Annotated in this window: 16 protein-coding genes and 1 tRNA gene; 11 read left to right on the plus strand and 6 right to left on the minus strand. The window is 59.1% G+C overall.

Annotation, left to right across the window (positions count from 1 at the left end):
- Nucleotide 1 precedes the first annotated feature (1 nt).
- The 3 genes from BLR72_RS00190 to grrM are packed head-to-tail and all read left to right on the plus strand — an operon-like array spanning nt 2 to nt 4,981.
- On the plus strand, nt 2-3,553 hold the full coding sequence (locus BLR72_RS00190; RefSeq protein WP_091943932.1) for an nSTAND1 domain-containing NTPase: 3,552 nt from the start codon (nt 2-4) through the stop codon (nt 3,551-3,553).
- Nucleotides 3,537-3,809, plus strand: a complete 273-nt coding sequence (locus BLR72_RS00195; RefSeq protein WP_139202480.1) for a hypothetical protein — start codon at nt 3,537-3,539, stop codon at nt 3,807-3,809. The genes BLR72_RS00190 and BLR72_RS00195 overlap by 17 nt, the downstream gene beginning before the upstream one ends.
- The gene (gene grrM / locus BLR72_RS00200; protein WP_244506583.1) at nt 3,794-4,981 is read left to right on the plus strand and encodes a cyclophane-forming radical SAM/SPASM peptide maturase GrrM/OscB; all 1,188 of its coding nucleotides are present in this window, start codon (nt 3,794-3,796) and stop codon (nt 4,979-4,981) included. The genes BLR72_RS00195 and grrM overlap by 16 nt, the downstream gene beginning before the upstream one ends.
- Before the next feature lie 2 nt (nt 4,982-4,983).
- On the opposite strand, the gene BLR72_RS00205 is transcribed toward grrM, so the two are convergent.
- Nucleotides 4,984-6,036, minus strand: coding sequence for a trypsin-like peptidase domain-containing protein (locus BLR72_RS00205; RefSeq protein WP_175492244.1), 1,053 nt, complete (start codon nt 6,034-6,036; stop codon nt 4,984-4,986).
- 130 nt (nt 6,037-6,166) lie between these two features.
- Here BLR72_RS00205 and BLR72_RS00210 point away from each other — a divergent pair, with 130 nt between their 5' ends.
- On the plus strand, nt 6,167-6,412 hold the full coding sequence (locus BLR72_RS00210; protein WP_027229488.1) for a BrnT family toxin: 246 nt from the start codon (nt 6,167-6,169) through the stop codon (nt 6,410-6,412).
- On the plus strand, nt 6,412-6,720 hold the full coding sequence (locus tag BLR72_RS00215) for a BrnA antitoxin family protein (protein WP_091943942.1): 309 nt from the start codon (nt 6,412-6,414) through the stop codon (nt 6,718-6,720). Before BLR72_RS00210 ends, BLR72_RS00215 begins: the two co-directional genes overlap by 1 nt.
- Before the next feature lie 73 nt (nt 6,721-6,793).
- Here BLR72_RS00215 and BLR72_RS00220 read toward each other — a convergent pair.
- Both BLR72_RS00220 and BLR72_RS00225 read right to left on the minus strand, forming a co-directional pair.
- Nucleotides 6,794-6,868, minus strand: a tRNA-Val gene (locus tag BLR72_RS00220).
- Between the two features lie 100 nt (nt 6,869-6,968).
- Nucleotides 6,969-7,331, minus strand: coding sequence for a cell cycle two-component system response regulator CpdR (locus tag BLR72_RS00225; RefSeq protein WP_027229490.1), 363 nt, complete (start codon nt 7,329-7,331; stop codon nt 6,969-6,971).
- A 282-nt stretch (nt 7,332-7,613) separates the two neighbouring features.
- On the opposite strand from BLR72_RS00225, the gene BLR72_RS00230 reads away from it, so the two are divergent.
- Together BLR72_RS00230 and hisN are read left to right on the plus strand one after the other, a co-directional pair.
- Nucleotides 7,614-8,504, plus strand: coding sequence for an N-formylglutamate amidohydrolase (locus tag BLR72_RS00230; protein ID WP_091946356.1), 891 nt, complete (start codon nt 7,614-7,616; stop codon nt 8,502-8,504).
- Nucleotides 8,505-8,744: 240 nt separating this feature from the next.
- Nucleotides 8,745-9,518, plus strand: coding sequence for a histidinol-phosphatase (hisN, locus tag BLR72_RS00235; protein WP_091943944.1), 774 nt, complete (start codon nt 8,745-8,747; stop codon nt 9,516-9,518).
- 39 nt (nt 9,519-9,557) lie between these two features.
- On the opposite strand, the gene BLR72_RS00240 is transcribed toward hisN, so the two are convergent.
- Both BLR72_RS00240 and BLR72_RS00245 read right to left on the minus strand, forming a co-directional pair.
- Entirely contained in the window at nt 9,558-10,583 is a 1,026-nt protein-coding gene (locus tag BLR72_RS00240; RefSeq protein ID WP_244506584.1) for an alpha/beta fold hydrolase, read from the minus strand.
- A gap of 173 nt (nt 10,584-10,756) precedes the next feature.
- Nucleotides 10,757-11,179, minus strand: coding sequence for a hypothetical protein (locus tag BLR72_RS00245; protein WP_051614367.1), 423 nt, complete (start codon nt 11,177-11,179; stop codon nt 10,757-10,759).
- 295 nt (nt 11,180-11,474) lie between these two features.
- Here BLR72_RS00245 and BLR72_RS00250 point away from each other — a divergent pair, with 295 nt between their 5' ends.
- Nucleotides 11,475-11,945 carry an Hsp20 family protein gene (locus BLR72_RS00250; protein ID WP_027229493.1) on the plus strand — a complete coding sequence of 157 codons (471 nt, stop codon included), beginning with the start codon at nt 11,475-11,477 and terminating at the stop codon, nt 11,943-11,945.
- Between the two features lie 48 nt (nt 11,946-11,993).
- Here the strand turns inward: BLR72_RS00250 and BLR72_RS00255 are convergent, their stop codons facing one another.
- The gene (locus BLR72_RS00255; RefSeq protein WP_091943946.1) at nt 11,994-13,043 is read right to left on the minus strand and encodes a threonine aldolase family protein; all 1,050 of its coding nucleotides are present in this window, start codon (nt 13,041-13,043) and stop codon (nt 11,994-11,996) included.
- Nucleotides 13,044-13,472: 429 nt separating this feature from the next.
- Here BLR72_RS00255 and gltB point away from each other — a divergent pair, with 429 nt between their 5' ends.
- From gltB to BLR72_RS00270, 3 genes are all read left to right on the plus strand, one after another.
- Entirely contained in the window at nt 13,473-18,191 is a 4,719-nt protein-coding gene (gene gltB / locus BLR72_RS00260; RefSeq protein WP_091943950.1) for a glutamate synthase large subunit, read from the plus strand.
- Nucleotides 18,192-18,307: 116 nt separating this feature from the next.
- Nucleotides 18,308-19,762 (plus strand): glutamate synthase subunit beta, encoded by a 1,455-nt coding sequence (locus tag BLR72_RS00265; protein ID WP_091943953.1) that lies wholly within the window; start codon nt 18,308-18,310, stop codon nt 19,760-19,762.
- Nucleotides 19,763-19,923: 161 nt separating this feature from the next.
- On the plus strand, nt 19,924-20,121 hold the full coding sequence (locus tag BLR72_RS00270) for a hypothetical protein (protein ID WP_091943956.1): 198 nt from the start codon (nt 19,924-19,926) through the stop codon (nt 20,119-20,121).
- The last annotated feature ends 9 nt before the right edge of the window (nt 20,122-20,130 follow it).

Below are 20,130 nucleotides of genomic sequence, written 5' to 3' on the forward strand. Positions count from 1 at the left end.
CGTGAACGTAATCCCCGGTGCAGCGACCGACCTGCCGGAGACCCATGCCGAGATCTTCATCCGGCGCTGGCTAGCGGGTGACAAATCGTGTTTCGCCAAGGGGGCGGGTATCCTCATCACGACCCCCTATCCGGGCCTGCGCAGTTTTCGCAGGGACCTTGCGCGGTATTTCTGTGGCCGCGAAACACAAAAGCGCGATCTGAAAAAATTCTTCGCCAATCGCGAGACCGAGAACACGGCGACATCCGGGAGAATGACCTTTGTCGTCGGCGGCTCGGGCAGCGGCAAATCTTCGCTGACACGCGCTGGCCTTATCGCGGAACTCGACAGTATTCCGATCAAGGGGCAATGGGGCGCATGGTATGTCGCCGAAATGCGGCCGGCAAAAGATCCGATCGGACAGCTTCAACAAGCTTTGTGGAGCGTTCTACGTTCGATCATCGACCTCGCCTATGTCGATCCCGATACTGAAGACATGCCCAAAGGCGATTTCCCCGAGCGCTCTACTGCGGAAAAGTCGGCCTCGATCCGTGGGGCAACGGACCGTATACGCGGAGCGGCGCGCGAGTTCGGTATCGAATGGCCCGACGATGCAACACAGCACGATGTCGAGACAGCAACGCTGCGATGGCTGGATCGCGAAATTTCGCCGACGAAAGGCACCATATCGACCCGGTCGGTATTCGATTTCGTCAGTGAAGTGCTTGCGACTTTTGACGAAGCCGCAAGCTATGGCGAGCGGAGCGGGCGCCCACTGCTCCTGCTTCACATCGACCAGTTCGAGGAGATATTCCGCAAGGAGTGCGATGCGGATGGCCGCAAGGCGCTGATCGGCCTGCTCCGCGATATTTACGAGTACAAGCCTGCCTGTCTCTTCGCGGTTGCCACGATGCGCAGCGAGGAACTGCACCGGTTTTCCGAATATGCCGGCATGGCCGAGGTTATCAATTCCTCGATGTATCTGGTTGACCTCGTCACCGGTGATGACATCGAGGCGGCAATCGTCGAGCCGGCAGGCCGACTTGCCAAGCTCTGGGAACTGCCCCTCGACGCTGCCACCGAAGCGCGGATCGCACCCTACACGGCAGAATCGGTGAAGGAGCTCAAGGAGGCGTACCGGGAGGCCGGCGAAGCTCTTCAGCACAAGGCCGATAAGTTGCCCCTCTTGCAGCATTTTCTGCCGCTGGTCTGGGAACACGCCGTCGATGACTGGATTGCGAGGCGGGCAAAGAACAAGGATGCGCAGTTCGAAATCGACACGCAGCACCTTGCGTCCGTTCCCGGTTGGACGCCAACGGCGGCCAACGAGCAGGTATGCCGGCTCGGGCGCTGTCTAAACGCCGCCGCCGATCGGGTTTTCGCCGAAGCCGAGGACGTGATGACGGCGATGGCGAAGGAGCAGGGCTTCAAGGGCGGCCAGAATGATTTGCGTCTTGAGGCGGAAGGAATTCTTTCCGTTTCCTTGTGCTGTCTGGCGCAGCTCGATGATGGCGGCCAGGCGGTGAGAAAATTCGTTTCGGTCGACGAGATGCTGGCGACGAGCGCCGGCGCGGTTCGGCTCGGAACATCGAAGGCGGCGAAGGGGCTCCTTCGGTCCTACCTGCGCGATGCGCTGCAAAAGTTTGAAGATGCGGGCCTCGTCGAGCTCCTGCCATCCGAGAGCGGAGAGAGGTCGGACATCTACAATGTCACGCACGAGTCGCTCATCCGTAACTGGGCGGCGTACAAGCAGCATCTCGAATTGCAAAAGCGCCTCGAACAGCGCCTGGCGCAGCTCGCAATCCAGGAGCTTCCGGCGATCGACAATATCGAAAGCGGGCTGCTGCATCGCTTGTTCCACAGAAACTGGGAGGCGGCGAGCACGCTCATCCCTTCGGAAAGCCAGGCGACACTACGCCTCCTGTTCGGCCCGGATTCCCGCTACAGCGATGCGTGGGCCAAGGACGTTCTTGTCGAGAAAAAGAAGCAACTTGTTTCGATCGGCGATACTGGCCAGGCCCTGGTAGAGCCGGACAAGCGTATTCGTTGGATAGGAGACCTCTGGCGCGACGCCGTCAAGTGGCGCGAATGGGGCAGCAAATGGGTCAACCAGTTGCAGACCCTCGTCATGTGGGGTGTCAGCGCCATCGCCGTTTTGGCCATGGTCGCGCTTGGAGCCTCGTTGTGGGCCAATAATGAGCGCGTCAGGGCTGACGGCCTTGCGGTGCAACTCAACCGTGCGCTCGCAGTCAATGATTTCGCCAACTCGACCGCCCCTCGTAACGGTGCTGACGATCGCGCCCTGAAATGGCTGATCGACACGGTAAAAGCGGACTATCAATCTACGCATGACGAACAGCAGAAATCCGTGCTGCGTAAAACCATCGGCCTCATCGATACCGGTGCGCGGGCGGTCTATGGCGCCGATCTTATGGTTTCGTTCGAGCCTGGCTTGCCGAAGGGCGAAATCCAGAACGTGGACTGCAAGAAGGCGACCGAGAATTCCGGCGCATTAGATGCGTCCAAGATAGCGTTCAAGGTGCCGTCACCCTTCGATGGAAACCTCATTAGTACCGTTACAAAACTCGAATGCGCTTCCAAGGATGGCAACTGGGTTTTCCGTCTCGATGTATCGGAATCACCCAGCAACAACATGACCACGCGGCTCGACACCTATGTCGGCTTGCGGCGGCTCAACACACCGACGCAGTTTGGCGTTCGTGGGCCGCGCTCGACCGAAAGCGGCGAGAAAATCAACCTCCTCGTTCAGGATCGCGAGATACGCACGCGGCTGGCAGACGTAAATATCCAGGATGTGAAGTTCGTCCAGGCCGGCGCGGTCGTCGGCTTTTTGATTCCGAACATCGGCCCGGAACATGCGGGCAAGCGGACGAATGTGTATCTGTGGACAACGACAGGCCTTTCTGATCCGATCCAGGTCCCGACCGGAATGGCTGGCGCAGGGTTGCTGACCGCCGGACAAGGGAACGATGCGGCGAAAGACGGACGGGCGTGCCGGTCCTACAAGGTCAACCTTTTCAGGGCGACGGCAGGGAAGGGCGGACCCGACGATGTCAGGGGCCTCGACACGAGGCCGACCTATCGCACCTGTGACGCCGGTCCCGTCGATCTTGATACAAATGACAAGCAGCTTGTGGTATACAGGGCGGGTTATGACAACAAGAAATGCCTCGATGATCTGTCGGACTGCCAGAACACGATAGAGGTGCAGTACAGGGATGCCGCGAACGGCCTTGCCGAGCCGGATGATGGGCATACCGCTCGGACCCGCATCGTATATATCGGTCCCAAAATCATCGACGCAGGCGTTCAGGGCGATTGGCTGTGGCTCGAAGACGTCAAGTTGCGCAAGTGGCGATATCTCGTTGGAACGCAGCCGCTGAGCGATATCCTCGAGATGCGGTGGCAGAATGCCAGCGGAGCCTCGCTTCAGGGTGCTGCCGGTTTCAAATATCGCTTGCCGCAGACGTGCAAGGACATCGCGGAATGCAGGGCATTTGTATCGAAACCCGATAAAGGTTGGCCTGGAGTTGAAGATGAAAGTAACGAGTAATCTGCGAACTTTGGGTCTCGGCGCCCTGGCGGCGGTCGCACTGACCCAGCCGGGGAACGCAGCGCCCGAAGCACCTGTCGCCGTGGAAAACCTGCGGGCGATCGACAGGCTTGGTCAGATCAGGTCGGATTATCTGAAAGCAGTCGGCAAGCCCGAACTGGCAGAAGAGCCTGACAGTACGCAGATTGCGCAGTGGCAGAATTTTCCGAACTTCGGTAATTTTCCGAACTGGGCGAATGGATGGCAGAATTACTAGACGCACAGTCCCTGCGTGCCACGACCCGGCTGCTGGTGATGCAGCCGACGGCGTTCTGCAACATCAATTGCGATTATTGCTATTTGCCGCATCGTAACGACAAGACAGTCATGCCGCTGGAAACAGTCGGCCGCGCCGCCAGCTTCATCTTCGACGCAAAACTCAATGCGCCGGACTTTACAATCGTCTGGCACGCCGGCGAGCCCCTGGTCGTTGCGCCGGAATGGTATCGTCAGGCCATTGCCCTTTTCGATCGGGTGGCGCCGGCCGGACTCGCCGTGCCGCACGCCATGCAGACGAACGGCATGCTGATCGACGACAAATGGTGTGACTTCTTCCTGGAAACGCATATGCGTGTCGGTGTCAGCCTCGACGGAACAGCGCGGCTGCATGATGCACGGCGCAAAACGCGATCGGGGAAAGGCACGCATGATGAGGTCATGCGCGGCATCGATCATCTGCGCCGCCGCGGCGTCCCCTTCCATATCATCTGCGTCGTCGGCAAGGCGACCCTCGATGCTGCGGACGAACTCATGGATTTCTTCAATGCGGAGGATATTCGCCATGTGGGTTTCAACGTCGAAGAAATAGAGGGCTCCGTTGAAACGTCGACGCTTGAGGCGGAAGGGTCTGACACCGCATTCCGCCGTTTCTTCGCCCACGTGAGCGAAAGAGCGCGCGCAGCCGATCCTCCCATATTGATCCGCGAACGCGAAGACCTTCTCGCCTGCCTGCAGAGCCCGGCCTTCGGCTACTTCGGCTACAATTCGCAGAACGCTCCGTTCGGGATCGTGACCGTATCGTCCGGCGGCGATCTCTTCACTTTCTCGCCTGAACTTGCCGGCCTCAAAAATGAAGCCTTTGGGGATTTCTGTATTGGAAATCTAGCCGATGCGACGCCGTCCGGTGTGCTGGCATCGCCTGCGTTCCGGGCGATGTGGCGCGATATCGATGAAGGGGTCAGTCGATGCAAGGCAAGCTGCGCCTATTTCAACCTGTGCATGGGCGGCGCGCCGGTCAACAAGCTCTTCGAGAACAAGACCTTCAAAAGCACCGAAACCATGTTCTGCCGCCTGTCGCACCAGGCGGTCGCTGATGTGGTGCTGGCGGAAATCGAGAGCAATCTCACCGCGGCGCCAAAGACCACCGCGTTCATTGCGGCTGCAGGCTAGGCCTATTGCCAGAACGGGGGAAGCTGCTTGGCCTGCCAGGCAGCGACGATTAAGCCCATCGGTATGCCTTGGTTGTAGGCAGCACGAATCTCGGACCGCGGATCGCCTGCATGGTGCAGGGCGACGAGTTCAAGACGCTGGTTGAAGACCGGCGAACCGGAAGAGCCGCCGAGCGTATCGGCGTCATAGCGGAAGCGCGAGCCGTTCTCGTTGGTGCCGAGCGATTTGCCGATCGCCAGCGCTTGCGGCGTTCCCGCCGGGTGTTGGACGATGAGAACTGGCAAATCAGCATTGGGAAGAGCGATATTGGCTGCAACGCGGATCGGCTTCCAGTCGGTCAGCGGCGATGCAAGGCGCAGCACCGCGTAATCGAGGTTCGACGCGCTGGCGATGCCTGCACCGCCGGTGTCGACCGTATCGAACGGGCTGGCGTCAAGCGTCCATGCGTCGCCTGCGGCAAGATTATAGGGCGTGCCCTCGTCGAGCCCGTTGGCGTCGCGGGCATACCCGAAACGACAAACGATGTCGGCGGGGCTCGCCTCCTTGTTCAACTGCCGCTTGACGACATGATAATTGGTGAGGACCAGATCGGGCGCGACGAGAAGCCCGGTGCCTTGGGCCTGCCCGCTCGGAAACTCGATCCTGCACGTCGCCGCGCTGACGAGAGCGAGGCTTTGCGCCCAGATCCTCAGATCGGCAAAGCCACCGCCCTGCACGATCTTTTCGAGCTGCATCGAGGGGGCGGCGGCCAAGCGCTCCGGTGCGGAGGTCCCCGCTGCACGGATGGCATCGGGCAGACGCCGCACCCACGGATTCTTGCCGCGTTGTCTCTGCAGGGCGTCGACGAGGCTGTCGGTCCATCCCTCGCTCTGGATGCTGATCAGATAGGCATGGATTTGTTGCTCGAAGCTGCCGGGCCCGACCTCATTGGCGAGCGACCCCTTGTCGAGTTCGTCGGAGAGGAACATGTCGAAGCGCGACACTGTCGGAAACGAGCGCAGTATAGCCTCGCGCAGGATTTTCAACTGCGGCCCTGAAAGCTCGTTCCAATCCATGATGCCCCCGCGCTCGTCTACGCTCACACCGATCATACATGGGGGAGAACGCTTGCGCCACGAGAATGCAATGGGTTTAACTGTGCGCAGGAAGACCCTTGTTTAATGAATTAATGTACGTACATTATAAATGAAGATCATTTGGGACGAACCTAAACGATTGGCTAACATATCGAAGCATGGCTTGGACTTTGCTGCCTTGTCGTTTGAGTTCTTTCTTGCTTCGATGATCATTCCAGCCAGGGCAGGCCGCAGCAAAGCTATCGGTCGTTTCGAGAGCGGCATGATTGTGGTGGTCTTTAACGTGCTTGGAAAAGAAGCATTGTCGGTGATCTCGATGCGTCCAGCACGTATAGACGAAAGGCGTTTGCTCTGATGGTCAAAAAAACGTTCAAGACAGGCTTTGAACCGGGTCGTGGTTTCACACAAGAGGATTGGGACGCAGTCGATAGCCCGCCGTTGACGACGGAAGAGATCGCCCAAGCGAAGCCCTTCCGTGAAGCTCTCCCAGAGCTTGCCACCGAGATGGACAGAGAAATTGCCAGACGCGGCCGGCCAAGGGCGGATCTGACCAAAATGCCGGTTACGATTCGTCTCGATGCAGACGTCGTTGCCAAGTTCAAAGCCACGGGCAAGGGCTGGCAAAGTAAAATCAATGACGTCTTGAAGCGTGCGAAGGTTTAGGATTTCTGGCTCGGCCAGCCTCAACATCTGCGCTGCAGACATATAATATACGAACCATAGGGGAGGGTTCAGATGGTGGGCGTGACAGGGATTGAACCTGTGACCCCTACGATGTCAACGTAGTGCTCTCCCGCTGAGCTACACGCCCATCTGACGGGGCGCATACACCATATTGAATCAGCCCCGTCAATAGCGCCTGAAGAACTTATCAGGCTTTCTTTGCCGGAACGAAAGAATGTCGCAGCTTCTCAAGCTGCGACCAGCATTTTTTCGATTTCGTTGACGAGATCGCGCAGATGGAAGGGCTTCGACAGCACCTTGGCATCCTTTGGCGCCTTCGAATCGGAATTCAGGGCAACGGCGGCAAAGCCGGTAATGAACATGATCTTCAGATCCGGGTCGATCTCCGAGGCGCGCCGTGCAAGCTCGATCCCGTCCATCTCCGGCATGACGATGTCGGTCAAAAGCAGCGAGAACGGCTCTTCGCGTAAGCGATCGTAGGCGCTGGCACCATTGTCGAAATGCGTGACGTGATAGCCCGCCTTTTCCAGCGCCTTGACTAGAAAGCGCCGCATATCATTGTCATCTTCTGCAAGAAGGATTCTCTTCATCAGTCCGTCCGAATTCTCTAGCGCCGGATCATCCCCAAACCCTGCGTCGTACTACTCTTAACAAAACGCTTTTTTGGTAAAGATCGCGTGAATGATTTGCTAGAAATAAGGGCGAACGGGGCAAAAGTCGAGGTGTCGACGGTGTGATCAGCATTGAGCCTTAACGCCGGAGAAAGTTGGCGGACAAGCCGTTTCGAACCGTTCATCAATTCCCTATCGTAGAAACTTGCACTAGAGTAGGGGAAAACCAGCCCGCCTTGCCGCGAAACCTTGAAGCAGAAGATGACAGTCGAGCGCGATTTCACCGATATCCAGCCGTTCGAAGTGCGGCAACCCTCCGACCAGCGCATTCCTTTCGTTTTCAATTCCCCGCATAGCGGCCGCTTTTACCCGCGCGCTTTCCTCGAACAGTCACAACTCGACCCGCAGACCATTCGCCGGTCCGAGGATTGTTTCGTCGACCAACTGTTCGCCTCCGCCGTGCCGCTTGGAGCACCCTTGTTGCTGGCGCACTTTCCGCGCGCCTATCTCGATGTCAATCGCGAACCCTACGAACTCGACGCCAAGATGTTTCAGGAGGCGCTGCCCTCCTATGCCAACGGAAGTTCCGCCCGTGTCGCCGGAGGCCTCGGTACGGTGCCGCGCCTCGTTGGCGAGGGCCAGGAAATCTATGCAAAGAAATTGCCGCTCGGTGAGGCGCTGGATCGCATCGGCACGATTTACAAGCCCTACCATGCCAGGCTCAGCGGCCTCCTCTCGGCCACGCGACAGCGCTTCGGCTATGGCGTCCTGGTGGATTGCCATTCGATGCCGACAGGCATCCGCTTCCCGGAGAGCGGGATGCGCCCGGATTTCATCATCGGCGACCGGTTCGGAACGAGCTGCGCGCCGGAACTTGCCAACTCCGCTATCCATCTCCTGCGGGAAATGGGCTACCTCGTTGCGCACAACAAGCCTTATGCCGGGGGCTATATCACCGAACATTACGGCAGCCCGCTGAAGGGCCTTCACGCGCTACAGATCGAGGTCAATCGCGGCCTCTATCTCAATGAACAGAGTTACGAGAAGAAGTCCGGGTTCGATCAATTACAGCGGGATATCGCCCAGTTTCTTGCCGATCTCGTCTCGCTGCCAGATTTTTATTTTCTCGACCAGCCGCTCGCGGCGGAATAGGCGCATAGCAGCGCGGCCAATAAAAAAGACCGCGCATGAAGCGCGGTCCAAGTCTAGGGAGGAAACGCCCAAGGAGGGCAGAACAGGTCGCCCCGTTCACCCACAACTCTATGCTGCGTCGCACAAATGTCAAGAAATTTGTGTATGATTTTGTGCACTGTTGGAAACTGCTCAAATAATATGCACAAATCTCATCCATAATGCACCTGTATGAGAATGTTTTAATCGCGAGGAGCCATTTTGGTCGTAGAACTTTCCTTTTTAAAGCGGATTGCGAGTGTCGCCGCAGAGCAGACTTTGCCGCGATTCCGCAATATTTCGCTCATCGACAACAAGTTCGAGTCGGGGTTTGATCCGGTTACCGAGGCTGATCGGGAGGCGGAGAAAGCGATTCGGGGGCTGATCAACGCGGAGCATCCAGACCACGGTATTCTGGGTGAAGAATATGGCGGCGAGAATCTCGACCATTCGCATATCTGGGTAATCGATCCGATCGACGGCACGCGCGCATTTATCTCCGGTATACCGGTCTGGGGTACCCTGGCCGGGCTTACTGTGGATGGCGACGCGGTTGCTGGCGTCATGGCGCAGCCATTTACCAAAGAGCTGTTCCTGTGTGATGGCGAAGCGTCGTGGTATGAGGGTCCGGGCGGGACGCGCCAGCTTGAGACACGCAAGACGCGCGATCTTGCCGATGCCACATTGTTCACGACGACGCCCGCTATATTCAAGGCCGAGAAGCGGACTGCCTATGATCGCGTCGAACAACGCGTCAAGCTCGCCCGCTACGGCACCGATTGCTACGCCTATGCGATGGTTGCTGCGGGTTTTGTGGATCTCGTTGTCGAGACGGGCCTTCATCCCTATGACATTGTTGCGCTGATACCCATCATCGAAAAGGCGGGCGGCGTTGTGACAACCTGGGATGGCGGTCCAGCCGAAAAGGCCGGAAGTATCATTGCCGCCGCCAACGCCGAACTCCATGCTCAGGCTCTTGAGGTTTTGAACGGGTAGAGCACGACATGCGGCGGCGCCTGCGCGCCTCGTCGGTTTTCAGGCGCTGACATCCAGGGCAGGCTCGCTGTCTTCGCCAGCCTCCGCCAGAACGGAGCCATCGTCGCCGCCGGTGCCAGGGATGAAGGCATCGAAGGCAGCGAAGAACTGCTCTCTGTACAAATCCTTTTCCTGCAGGATCTCGTGGCGCGCGCCATCGATGGTAAGCAGCGTCGTATTGCGCATCTGCACGGCGAAACGTTCTATTGCCGGCGTCGAGACGACGGTGTCGGCCCCCGCTGCAACGATGAGTGTCGGGATGCGGATCGTGTCGACGTAGTCGGGCCTGGTTACGCGCTTGATCGCCTTCGCGGCGGCAACGATCCAGCTTGCAGTCGGGCCACCGATCGCAAGCTCGGGCGCGCTTTCAAGGACGCCGCAATTGCGATTGTAGCGGCTCACATCAGATGTCACCTCATTGGCAGTAAACGGGCGCAATACATGCGGACCGCCGAGCATATAGGTGCCGCCAAGCCCGGTTGAACGCAGCGTATTGGCGATGACCCGCGCGGTCAGCTTGCGGGCGCGGCTGGAATTGATGTCGAGCAGTGGTGCAATCAGCACCATCCGCCTTATCCGGTTGGCAAAGGCCGGTGCGGCGACGAGGGCAGCCAGTGCTCCGGCCGAATGGGCGAGAACGTAATATGGACCACGGCAATCGGGCAGGATGACGGACTTGAACAGGAGCTCGAAATCGCCCGCATAATCATCGAAACGCTTCACGAAGCCCTTGGCGGCATTGCGTAAATATCGGCTTGACGCGCCTTGCCCTCGCCAGTCGAAGGTTGCCACCGCAAAACCCCGCGCGGAGAGGTCCGCAATCGTCTCGAAATATTTTTCGATGCACTCGTTGCGGCCATGCAGAATGATGATCGTGCCATGCAGCGGGTGGCTGGAGGCGGGGGTGATCGCATAGCGCAGCACCTTGCCCTTGCCGAGATCGAGCCCTTCGACGCGCGTGCCTGCCGGTATCGGATTGGCGGCGGTTTCGACAAGGGGCCGGATCGTTTGCGTTGGCTGGTCCACGTCGGTGCCCGCTCGATGTGATGGTTGAATGCGCTTTTGATAGGATGCGCCGCCTTAAAGGTCAAACGGCGGCATCCAGAAAAAGAATGACCGGAAACCCTGCCTGGGAGTTTCCGGTCAATACGTTGCGGCTGGAAGGGACGTTACATCCGCAACGATCTCGGCTTGATTGATCAGTAAGCCGGATTTATTTCGATGCTGAACCCGCTCTTCGGACGGTCGTAGTAACGATCGCGGCCCATGCGCCGGGTTTCAAGAATGTCGCCGTCGCGAGATACAACGACAAGGACGGGCTCGCCGCGACGCGAGGTGCGGGCAAAGTAGCGACCGCGATCGAAGTTCACATCGCGCACCCTGTAGCCGCGCCGTTCGAGCATGCGGGTAACATCGCGCGGTCCGAACCGGTAGCGGCGGTCATCGCGGTAGCCTTCGTAGTAGCGGCGGTCCTGTACCAGATAGCCATCATTGTAATCTTCGTCGTCCACGTAGATCGCCGGCGCGCTGTTCCGGTAGTAGCGGCCATCGGCGAAAGCTGAAGCCGAGAAGCCGGTGATCAGAAGCGCCACTGACGTGAGCGCAAGAACGGTTTTTTTCATTTCAAAGTCCTTTGTCGTGTCGGATCGAATGCCAGATTGAGTGTAGGTTTAGCGGCATCGAGCTGAACGTATTCCGAAGAACATGTTCATTTTGCGTTCATCTGGCGGCCGGGATCGTCACGCTGGCGCTGGACTTTTTGATGCCTGCCGCGCCCTTGAAATCGAGAAAATGCCTAACCAAATAGACGTTGTGACCGCCATAACGGGGTCGCTGGTTTACGAAGGCTTGCCACTGCGGGAGCTCTCAATCGAACCAAAATACGCAAACATTGTCGCTCTAAAGGAGGGCTTAAACATGCGTCACGTTGATTTCTCACCCCTTTACCGTTCTACCGTCGGCTTTGATCGGCTGTTCACCATTCTTGATTCGCTGGCTCAGCCGGAAGGCGCCCAGACCTATCCGCCCTATAATATCGAGCGGACCGGCGACAACGCCTATCGCATCACCATGGCCGTTGCAGGGTTCTCGGAGGACGAGATCCAGATCGAGGCACATCGCAACCAGCTGAAGGTCACCGGCGAAAAGAATGCCGAGAAAACCGATGAAAATGCCGAAACGCTTTATCGCGGCATTGCTTCGCGGGCTTTCGAACGCCGCTTCCATCTTGCCGATTTCGTCGAGGTCAGTGGTGCCAGCCTGAAAAACGGCCTGCTGCATATCGATCTCAAGCGCGAAATCCCGGAAGAGATGAAGCCGCGCAAGATTGCCGTGACTTCCCTGTCGGACACGGAAGCCAAGCAGATAGAAGCTAAAGCCGCCCGCTAAGCGATTGGCAGGTACAACGGGAGAAAGCGGCGTGAAAGCGCCGCTTTTTCATGCGATGAGGGCGCCGAAGCGGTCTACTTCATCCGGCGTCGTTGCAAAACTCGTCACCAGCCGAACGAGCGATTCGCCTTCAGCAGCAACTCTTCCTTCAAAATGCGGCGCTCGCCAATCGTGAAAAACAGCGCCGGCTTCCCGCAGTTTTGCGGCTGTTTCTCTTGGCATCACGGGAAACACCTCGTTTGCGCGTGGCTCCCAGGCGAGGCGCAGTTGCTTTGATGCGCGAATATGGTCAGCGAGGCGTGCACTCATGGCATTGGCGTGGGCCGCAAGTTCCAGCCATAGGCCACCGGCGAAGTAAGCCTCGAACTGGGCGGCGATGAAACGCGATTTTGAAAAATGTTGGGCGACGCGCTTACGCAGGAAGGGGAAGCCCTCCGCTCTTGCCGGGTCCATGAACACCAGCGCTTCGGCGCACCAGCAGCCGTTCTTGGTACCGCCGAACGAGACGATGTCCACACCCTGCCGCCAGGTCATGTCTGCCGGCGAGCACCCAAGCGAGACCAACGCATTGGCAAAGCGGGCGCCATCCATATGCAGCGGCAGATCGTGCTCGCGGCAGAGCGCGGAGATGGCGGCAATGTCGGCGAGTTCGTAGAGCGTTCCGATCTCGGTGGCCTGGGTAATAGACACGCCCATCGCCTGACCGATAAAGACGTTACCGGGCGTAACGGGTTCAAGAGCGGATCTGAGGTTATTCAAATCCATGCGTCCGGTCGGCCCATCGACGGGACGCAGGCGCGCGCCTGCGCTGATGAATTCGGGAGCCCCGGCCTCGTCGCCAATAAGGTGTGCTTCCCGGTGCGTGAATGTCATCCCGCCAGGCCTGGCAAAGCTTGCGAGGGCCAGAGAATTGGCCGCCGTGCCGGTTCCAACGAAGAAAACCGCGACCTCACGTTCGAATATCTCGCAAAAGGTTTGTTCCACTGCCTTGTCGAGCGCGCTCGACCCATAGGCCGGCACAAAGCCGCCTGCATTCTTGACCAGGCTTTCAGCGATCTTGGGGTGGGCGCCGGCCCAGTTGTCGGAAGCAAAATGCATGAGATTGTCCTGCAGTACGATCTGATGCCGCTGGCATATCCCTTTAGCAGACGCGTGGAAAGCCATGCTCGCACGAGGCTGCGGGGGAAGCAGCTGTTTTCCTTGGCCTTTTTGGCGGAAATCACCCTAACCGAAACTATCGCGATACTTTGGCGGTCTTTTGCGCAATGATGTTTCGCGCAGTGCGCATATTTTTTACTTTTCCATCTTGTGTGATGGCGTTTATTCTGGCATACCACAATAAGACAGCATTGCTGTCCTATTTGCGTGAACCGAAACGGGATGGTGGGCATTCTTGCTTCCGTCCCTAGAATGGTGACCGCAGCCTGCAACCGGAAGATATGCCGCACCGAGGCGGGGCCGGAATTATGTTATTCCGTCCCATGAGAGATTGACCGCCCGCAACGGGCCGAATTGGAGGAATTGACGATGACGGATTTGACGCCATCTGTAACGACTGAACTTGCTCAGGCCGTACAGACTCGTGCGGTCAAAACCAATAAATCGTCGGGTATTCCGTCAAAACAGGGCCTTTACGATCCGCGCAATGAGCATGACGCCTGCGGCGTCGGCTTCGTTGCGCATATGAAGGGCGTGAAGTCGCACAAGATCATCGAAGACGGCCTGTTCATGCTCGAAAACCTCACCCACCGCGGTGCGGTTGGCGCCGACCCGCTCATGGGCGATGGCGCGGGCATGCTCGTCCAGATTCCCGATGCGTTTTTCCGGGCCGAATGGGCCGAAAAAGGCGTCGAGTTGCCCCCGGTCAACCATTATGCGGTCGGTTACCTGTTCATGCCGCAGGATGCGGAAGAGCGGGCGCATATCGAAACCGTCATTTCGGAGGTAATCGCTTCGGAAGGCCAGTCGTTGATTGGCTTTCGCGACGTTCCGGTCGACAATTCCTCGCTGTCGAAGGCACCGCATATTGCGGCGACCGAACCGTTCCACCGGCAGGTCTTCATCGGCCGCAACCCCAATATCGAAACCAACGAGGATTTCGAGGGCAGGCTATTTGTCCTGCGCAAGGTCATCTCGAACCGCATCTACCAGGAGAACGGCGGCAAGGAGAGCGATTTCTACGTCGTCTCGATGTCGGCGCGGACCATCGTCTACAAGGGGATGTTCCTCGCCTATCAGGTTGGTGCCTACTACAGGGATCTGAAGGATCCGCGCTTTGAAAGTGCGCTTGCTCTTGTCCACCAGCGGTTTTCGACGAACACCTTCCCGTCGTGGAAGCTGGCGCATCCCTATCGCATGGTCGCGCACAATGGCGAGATCAACACGCTGCGCGGCAATGTCAACTGGATGGCGGCCCGCCAGGCCTCGGTCGACAGCGAGTATTTCGGCAACGACATCTCCAAGCTCTGGCCTATTTCCTATGAGGGTCAGTCCGATACCGCCTGCTTCGACAACGCGCTGGAGTTCCTGTTCCAGGGCGGCTATTCGCTCGCGCACTCGATGATGATGCTCATTCCCGAGGCATGGTCCGGCAACAAACTGATGTCGGAAGAGCGCAAGGCGTTCTACGAATATCATGCGGCGCTGATGGAGCCATGGGATGGCCCGGCGGCAATCGCCTTTACCGACGGTCGCCAGATCGGCGCGACGCTCGATCGCAACGGCTTGCGTCCCGCGCGCTACATCGTGACCGATGATGATTACGTCATCATGGCGTCGGAAGCCGGCGTCTTGCCGGTGCCGGAAGAAAAGATCGTCAAGAAGTGGCGCCTGCAGCCCGGTCGCATGCTGCTGATCGACATCGAGAAGGGGCGCATCGTTTCTGACGAGGAGATCAAGTCAGAGATCGCGACGCGCCACCCCTACAAGCAGTGGCTGAAGAACACGCAGCTCATTCTTGAGGAACTGAGCCCGGTCGAGCCGCGCGCGCTGCGCAAGGATGTGAGCCTTCTCGATCGCCAGCAGGCGTTTGGCTATACGCAGGAAGACACGCGCCTCCTGATGTCGCCCATGGCGACGACGGGCCAGGAAGCAATCGGTTCGATGGGCACTGACACGCCGATTTCGGCCATGTCGGACAAGTCGAAGCTGCTCTATACCTACTTCAAGCAGAACTTCGCCCAGGTCACCAACCCGCCGATCGACCCGATCCGCGAGGAACTGGTCATGAGCCTGGTCTCGTTCATCGGCCCGCGTCCGAACATTTTCGATCTCGTCGGCTCCTCGCGCCGCAAGCGGCTGGAGGTGCGCCAGCCGATCCTGACCAACGGCGACCTCGAGAAGATCCGTTCCATCGGCCACACCGAAGATCGGTTCGATACGAAGACGCTCGATATAGCCTATAGCGTCGATGAAGGTGCTGCCGGTCTCGCCGGTGCGGTCGAACGCCTGTGCGACCGAGCTGAAGCGGCCGTCCATGGCGGCTACAACATCATCATCCTTTCCGACCGCCAGGTTGGTCCGGACCGCATACCGATCCCCGCCCTTTTGGCGACGGCCGCAGTCCACCATCACCTGATCCGCAAGGGCCTGCGCACCTCGGTGGGTCTCGTCGTGGAATCGGGCGAGCCGCGCGAAGTGCACCATTTCTGCTGCCTCGCCGGCTATGGCGCGGAGGCGATCAACCCTTACCTCGCGTTCGACACCCTGCTCGACATGCACAAGCGCGGCGAGTTCCCGCCGGAGGTCGACGCCAAGGAAGTCGTTTCGCGCTACATGAAGTCGATCGGCAAGGGCATCCTGAAGGTCATGTCCAAGATGGGCATTTCCACCTATCAGTCCTATTGCGGCGCGCAGATTTTCGACGCCGTTGGCCTGAAGACTGATTTTGTCGACCGCTTCTTCTTTGGCACGGCAACAACCATCGAGGGCGTTGGTCTTGAGGAAGTTGCCGAGGAAACGGTGCGCCGTCACCGTGATGCGTTCGGCAATGATCCTGTCCTGTCGAGCACGCTTGAGGTCGGCGGCGAATATGCGTACCGCATTCGCGGCGAGGCGCATCTGTGGTCCCCCGATGCGGTCGCCAAGCTGCAGCATGCGGTCCGCACGGAATCGGCCGCAACGTTCAAGGAATATTCGGACCTCGTAAACAGCCAGTCGGCACGTGCGCAGACAATTCGCGGCCTTTTCAAGATCAGGGTCGCAACAGATGCGGGCCGCAAGCCGGTATCGATCGACGATGTTGAGCCGGCTAAGGAGATCGTCAAGCGGTTCTCGACGGGTGCGATGTCATTCGGCTCGATCAGCCGCGAGGCGCATACCACGCTCGCCATCGCCATGAACCGGATTGGCGGCAAGTCCAACACCGGCGAGGGCGGGGAAGAACCAGACCGCTTCTACCCGCTGCCGGACGGCAAGCCGAACCCGGAACGTTCGGCCATCAAGCAGGTGGCATCGGGTCGTTTCGGCGTGACGACGGAATATCTCGTCAACTCCGACATGATGCAGATCAAGGTGGCGCAGGGTGCCAAACCCGGCGAGGGCGGACAGTTGCCCGGTCACAAGGTCGATGCGACGGTGGCGAAGACCCGGCATTCCACGCCCGGCGTTGGCCTTATCTCGCCGCCGCCGCACCATGACATCTATTCGATCGAAGACTTGGCGCAGCTGATCTACGACCTCAAGAACGTCAACCCCGAGGCGGATGTTTCGGTAAAGCTGGTCTCCGAGGTCGGCGTCGGTACGGTCGCGGCCGGTGTCGCCAAGGCGCGCGCCGATCACATCACCATTTCCGGCTATGACGGCGGAACCGGTGCGTCGCCCCTGACTTCGCTGAAGCATGCGGGCAGCCCGTGGGAAATGGGCCTTGCCGAGACGCAGCAGACGCTCGTGCTCAACGGCTTGCGCTCGCGCATCGCACTGCAAGTCGATGGCGGTCTGCGCACCGGACGCGACGTCATCATCGGTGCCCTGCTCGGCGCCGACGAGTTCGGCTTCTCGACAGCGCCGCTCATCGCGGCGGGCTGCATCATGATGCGCAAGTGCCACCTCAACACCTGCCCGGTCGGCGTCGCGACGCAGGACCCGGTATTGCGCAAGCGCTTCAAGGGTACGCCCGAGCACGTCATCAACTTCTTCTTCTACATGGCGGAAGAGGTACGGCAGTTCCTCGCCGAAATGGGCTACACCCGGCTCGAAGAGATCGTCGGCAAGACGGAACTCCTCGAGAAGCGCGAGGCGATCGAACATTGGAAGGCCAAGGGTCTCGACTTCACCCGCATCTTCCACAAGCCCGAGGCGCCCGAAGAAAAGACGCGGTGGACCGAGCGGCAGAACCATCCGATCGTCGATATTCTCGATCGCAAGCTGATCGAGCAGGCAAGGACCGCGCTCGAAAGCAAGATCCCTGTCAGGATCGAGATGGACATCAAGAACGTCGACCGCTCGGCCGGTGCCATGCTCTCGGGCGAAGTGGCCAAGCGCTACCGGCACAAGGGGCTCAAGGACGAGACCATTTCGGTCAAATTCCATGGGACGGCCGGGCAATCCTTCGGCGCCTTCCTCGCGCGGGGCATTTCGTTCGATCTTATCGGCGACGGCAACGACTATGTCGGCAAGGGCCTTTGCGGCGGACGCATAGTCATTCGCCCGCCGGAAAACACCAGGATCATCCCGGAAAACTCGATCATCGTCGGCAATACCGTGCTTTACGGGGCCATCGAGGGCGAAGCATATTTCCGCGGCGTCGCCGGCGAACGTTTTGCCGTGCGCAACTCGGGGGCGATTGCCGTCGTCGAAGGCACGGGTGACCATGGCTGCGAGTACATGACCGGCGGCGTTGTCGTCGTCATTGGCCAGACCGGGCGCAACTTCGCGGCGGGCATGTCGGGCGGTGTCGCCTATGTACTCGACGAAGCCGGCGATTTTGCGCAGCGCTGCAACATGGCGATGGTCGAACTCGAACCGGTTCCGGAAGAGGACGACATTCTCGAAAAGTTGCATCATCACGGCGGCGATCTCATGCACAAGGGTCGCGTCGATGTCTCGGCCAATATGACGAGGCACGACGAAGAACGGCTTGTACAGCTGATTTCGAACCACATGCACTACACCGGTTCGGCGCGGGCGAAGGAAATTCTCGACAATTGGGAAAGCTTCCGGCCGAAATTCGTGAAAGTCATGCCGGTCGAATACCGTCGCGCGCTCGAAGATATGGAGCGCATGCGCATGGGCGTCGCAGCCGAATAAAGTCAACAAGCACCATGCTTCGAGTGTCTCATCAAAGACGCTCGGCATGGGCGAATGCTGCCCTAACCCCTGAAAAGGCGAGGGTAGTCCCCCGAGAGGCGAGGGAGAGAAGTTTTATGGGTAAGGTTACAGGTTTTCTCGAAATCGACCGGCAGGTTGGCAAGTATCAGCCTGCGTCGGATCGCATACGGCATTTCCGGGAGTTTACGATCCCGATGTCGGATAGCGAAGTGAAGAAGCAGGCGGCGCGCTGCATGGATTGCGGCATACCATTCTGCCATGGACCGACGGGCTGTCCGGTCCACAATCAGATTCCGGACTGGAACGATCTCGTCTACAACGACAATTGGGACGAGGCGATCCGCAATCTTCACTCCACCAATAACTTTCCGGAGTTTACCGGCCGTATCTGCCCCGCGCCTTGTGAGGAAGCCTGCACACTCAATCTCGAGGACGTACCGGTTTCGATCAAGACGGTGGAGCAGGCGATTGCCGACAAGGCCTATGAAAAGGGCTTTATCATTCCACAGCCGGCTCTTGCCAAGACCGGCAAGAATGTCGCGGTCATCGGCTCGGGTCCGGCAGGCCTTGCCGCCGCCCAGCAGCTTGGCCGCGCCGGGCACGAGGTTCACGTCTACGAGCGGGAAAGCCGGCCGGGCGGTCTGCTGCGCTATGGTATCCCCGATTTCAAGATGGAGAAGCATTTCATCGACCGGCGCATCGCGCAGATGGAAGGCGAGGGCGTAACCTTCTTCTGCGGCGTGAACGTTGGCGTGGACAAGCCGGTCCAGGAGCTTATCGATACCTACGATGCGGTGCTCTACTGCGGTGGCGCCGAAACCCCCCGTCCCGCCGGCATTCCCGGCGCGGAGTTCGAGGGCGTCCACGACGCCATGCATTATCTCGTCCAGCAGAACCGGCGCATAGGCCGCGAGAACATCGAGTCGGTCGCCTGGCCGAGCGATCCAATCGTCGCGTCGGGCAAGCATGTAGTCGTGGTCGGTGGCGGCGACACGGCGTCCGACTGCGTCGGAACAGCATTCCGCCAAGGCGCTGTAAAGGTTACGCAGCTCGATATTCGCCCGCAGCCGCCGGAAAGGGAAGACAAGCTCAGCGTCTGGCCCTACTGGGCGACCAAGATGCGCACATCATCCTCACAGGCTGAAGGCGCGGATCGCGAATTCCAGGTGGCGACGCTCGAATTCATCGGCGAAAACGGCAGCTTGACCCATGTGAAGTGCTGCGAAGTCGATGAGGTGCGCAAGCCGATCCCCGGAACGGACTTCTTCATCAGGGCCGATCTTGCGTTCATCGCCATCGGCTTCTCCGGCCCATTCGAGAACAATATCGTCAAGGAGCTCTCGGGCTCGCTCGACATGCGCGCCGACCGGCGCGGCAATCGATCCGTCTCCGCCGACGACAAGAACTATCGGACCAGTGTCGACAAGCTATTCGTCGCCGGTGACGTGCGCCGCGGTCAGTCGCTGGTCGTATGGGCTATTCGCGAAGGCCGCCAGGCTGCCCATGCCATCGACGCCGCGATCATGGGTTCCTCGGTCCTCCCCCGCTGACGCAAAGGGCCGGCACGTCTTAAATCGCGTGCCGGTCGCAAACCCTGTCGATTGCGGCTTTACCGAGCCCGAGCCCGAGACCCATCAGTATTAAACTTTTGACTAATTGATTTAGGTCGCCAGACCGTTCATAGACCAGTTTGTCGTGGAGTATTTAACCAATGTATTTGAGAATTCTGCTTGCTGCCGCCTTGCTTGGCCTAGCCGCATGCAACGATGTCACGGAAGCTGCCGTTCAGGGTGATGCGCCCGCAAAGGCTTCCGTCGCCACCAGCGCCAGCGATCAGCCTCAACCGATGCCGGTCATCTATATCCCGGTCAAGGCACCATCCGAGGCCGAAGCGAAGACTCCGTCTTAAGAAGAAATG

Source organism: Phyllobacterium sp. YR620 (assembly GCF_900104165.1).
GTDB lineage: Bacteria > Pseudomonadota > Alphaproteobacteria > Rhizobiales > Rhizobiaceae > Phyllobacterium > Phyllobacterium pellucidum.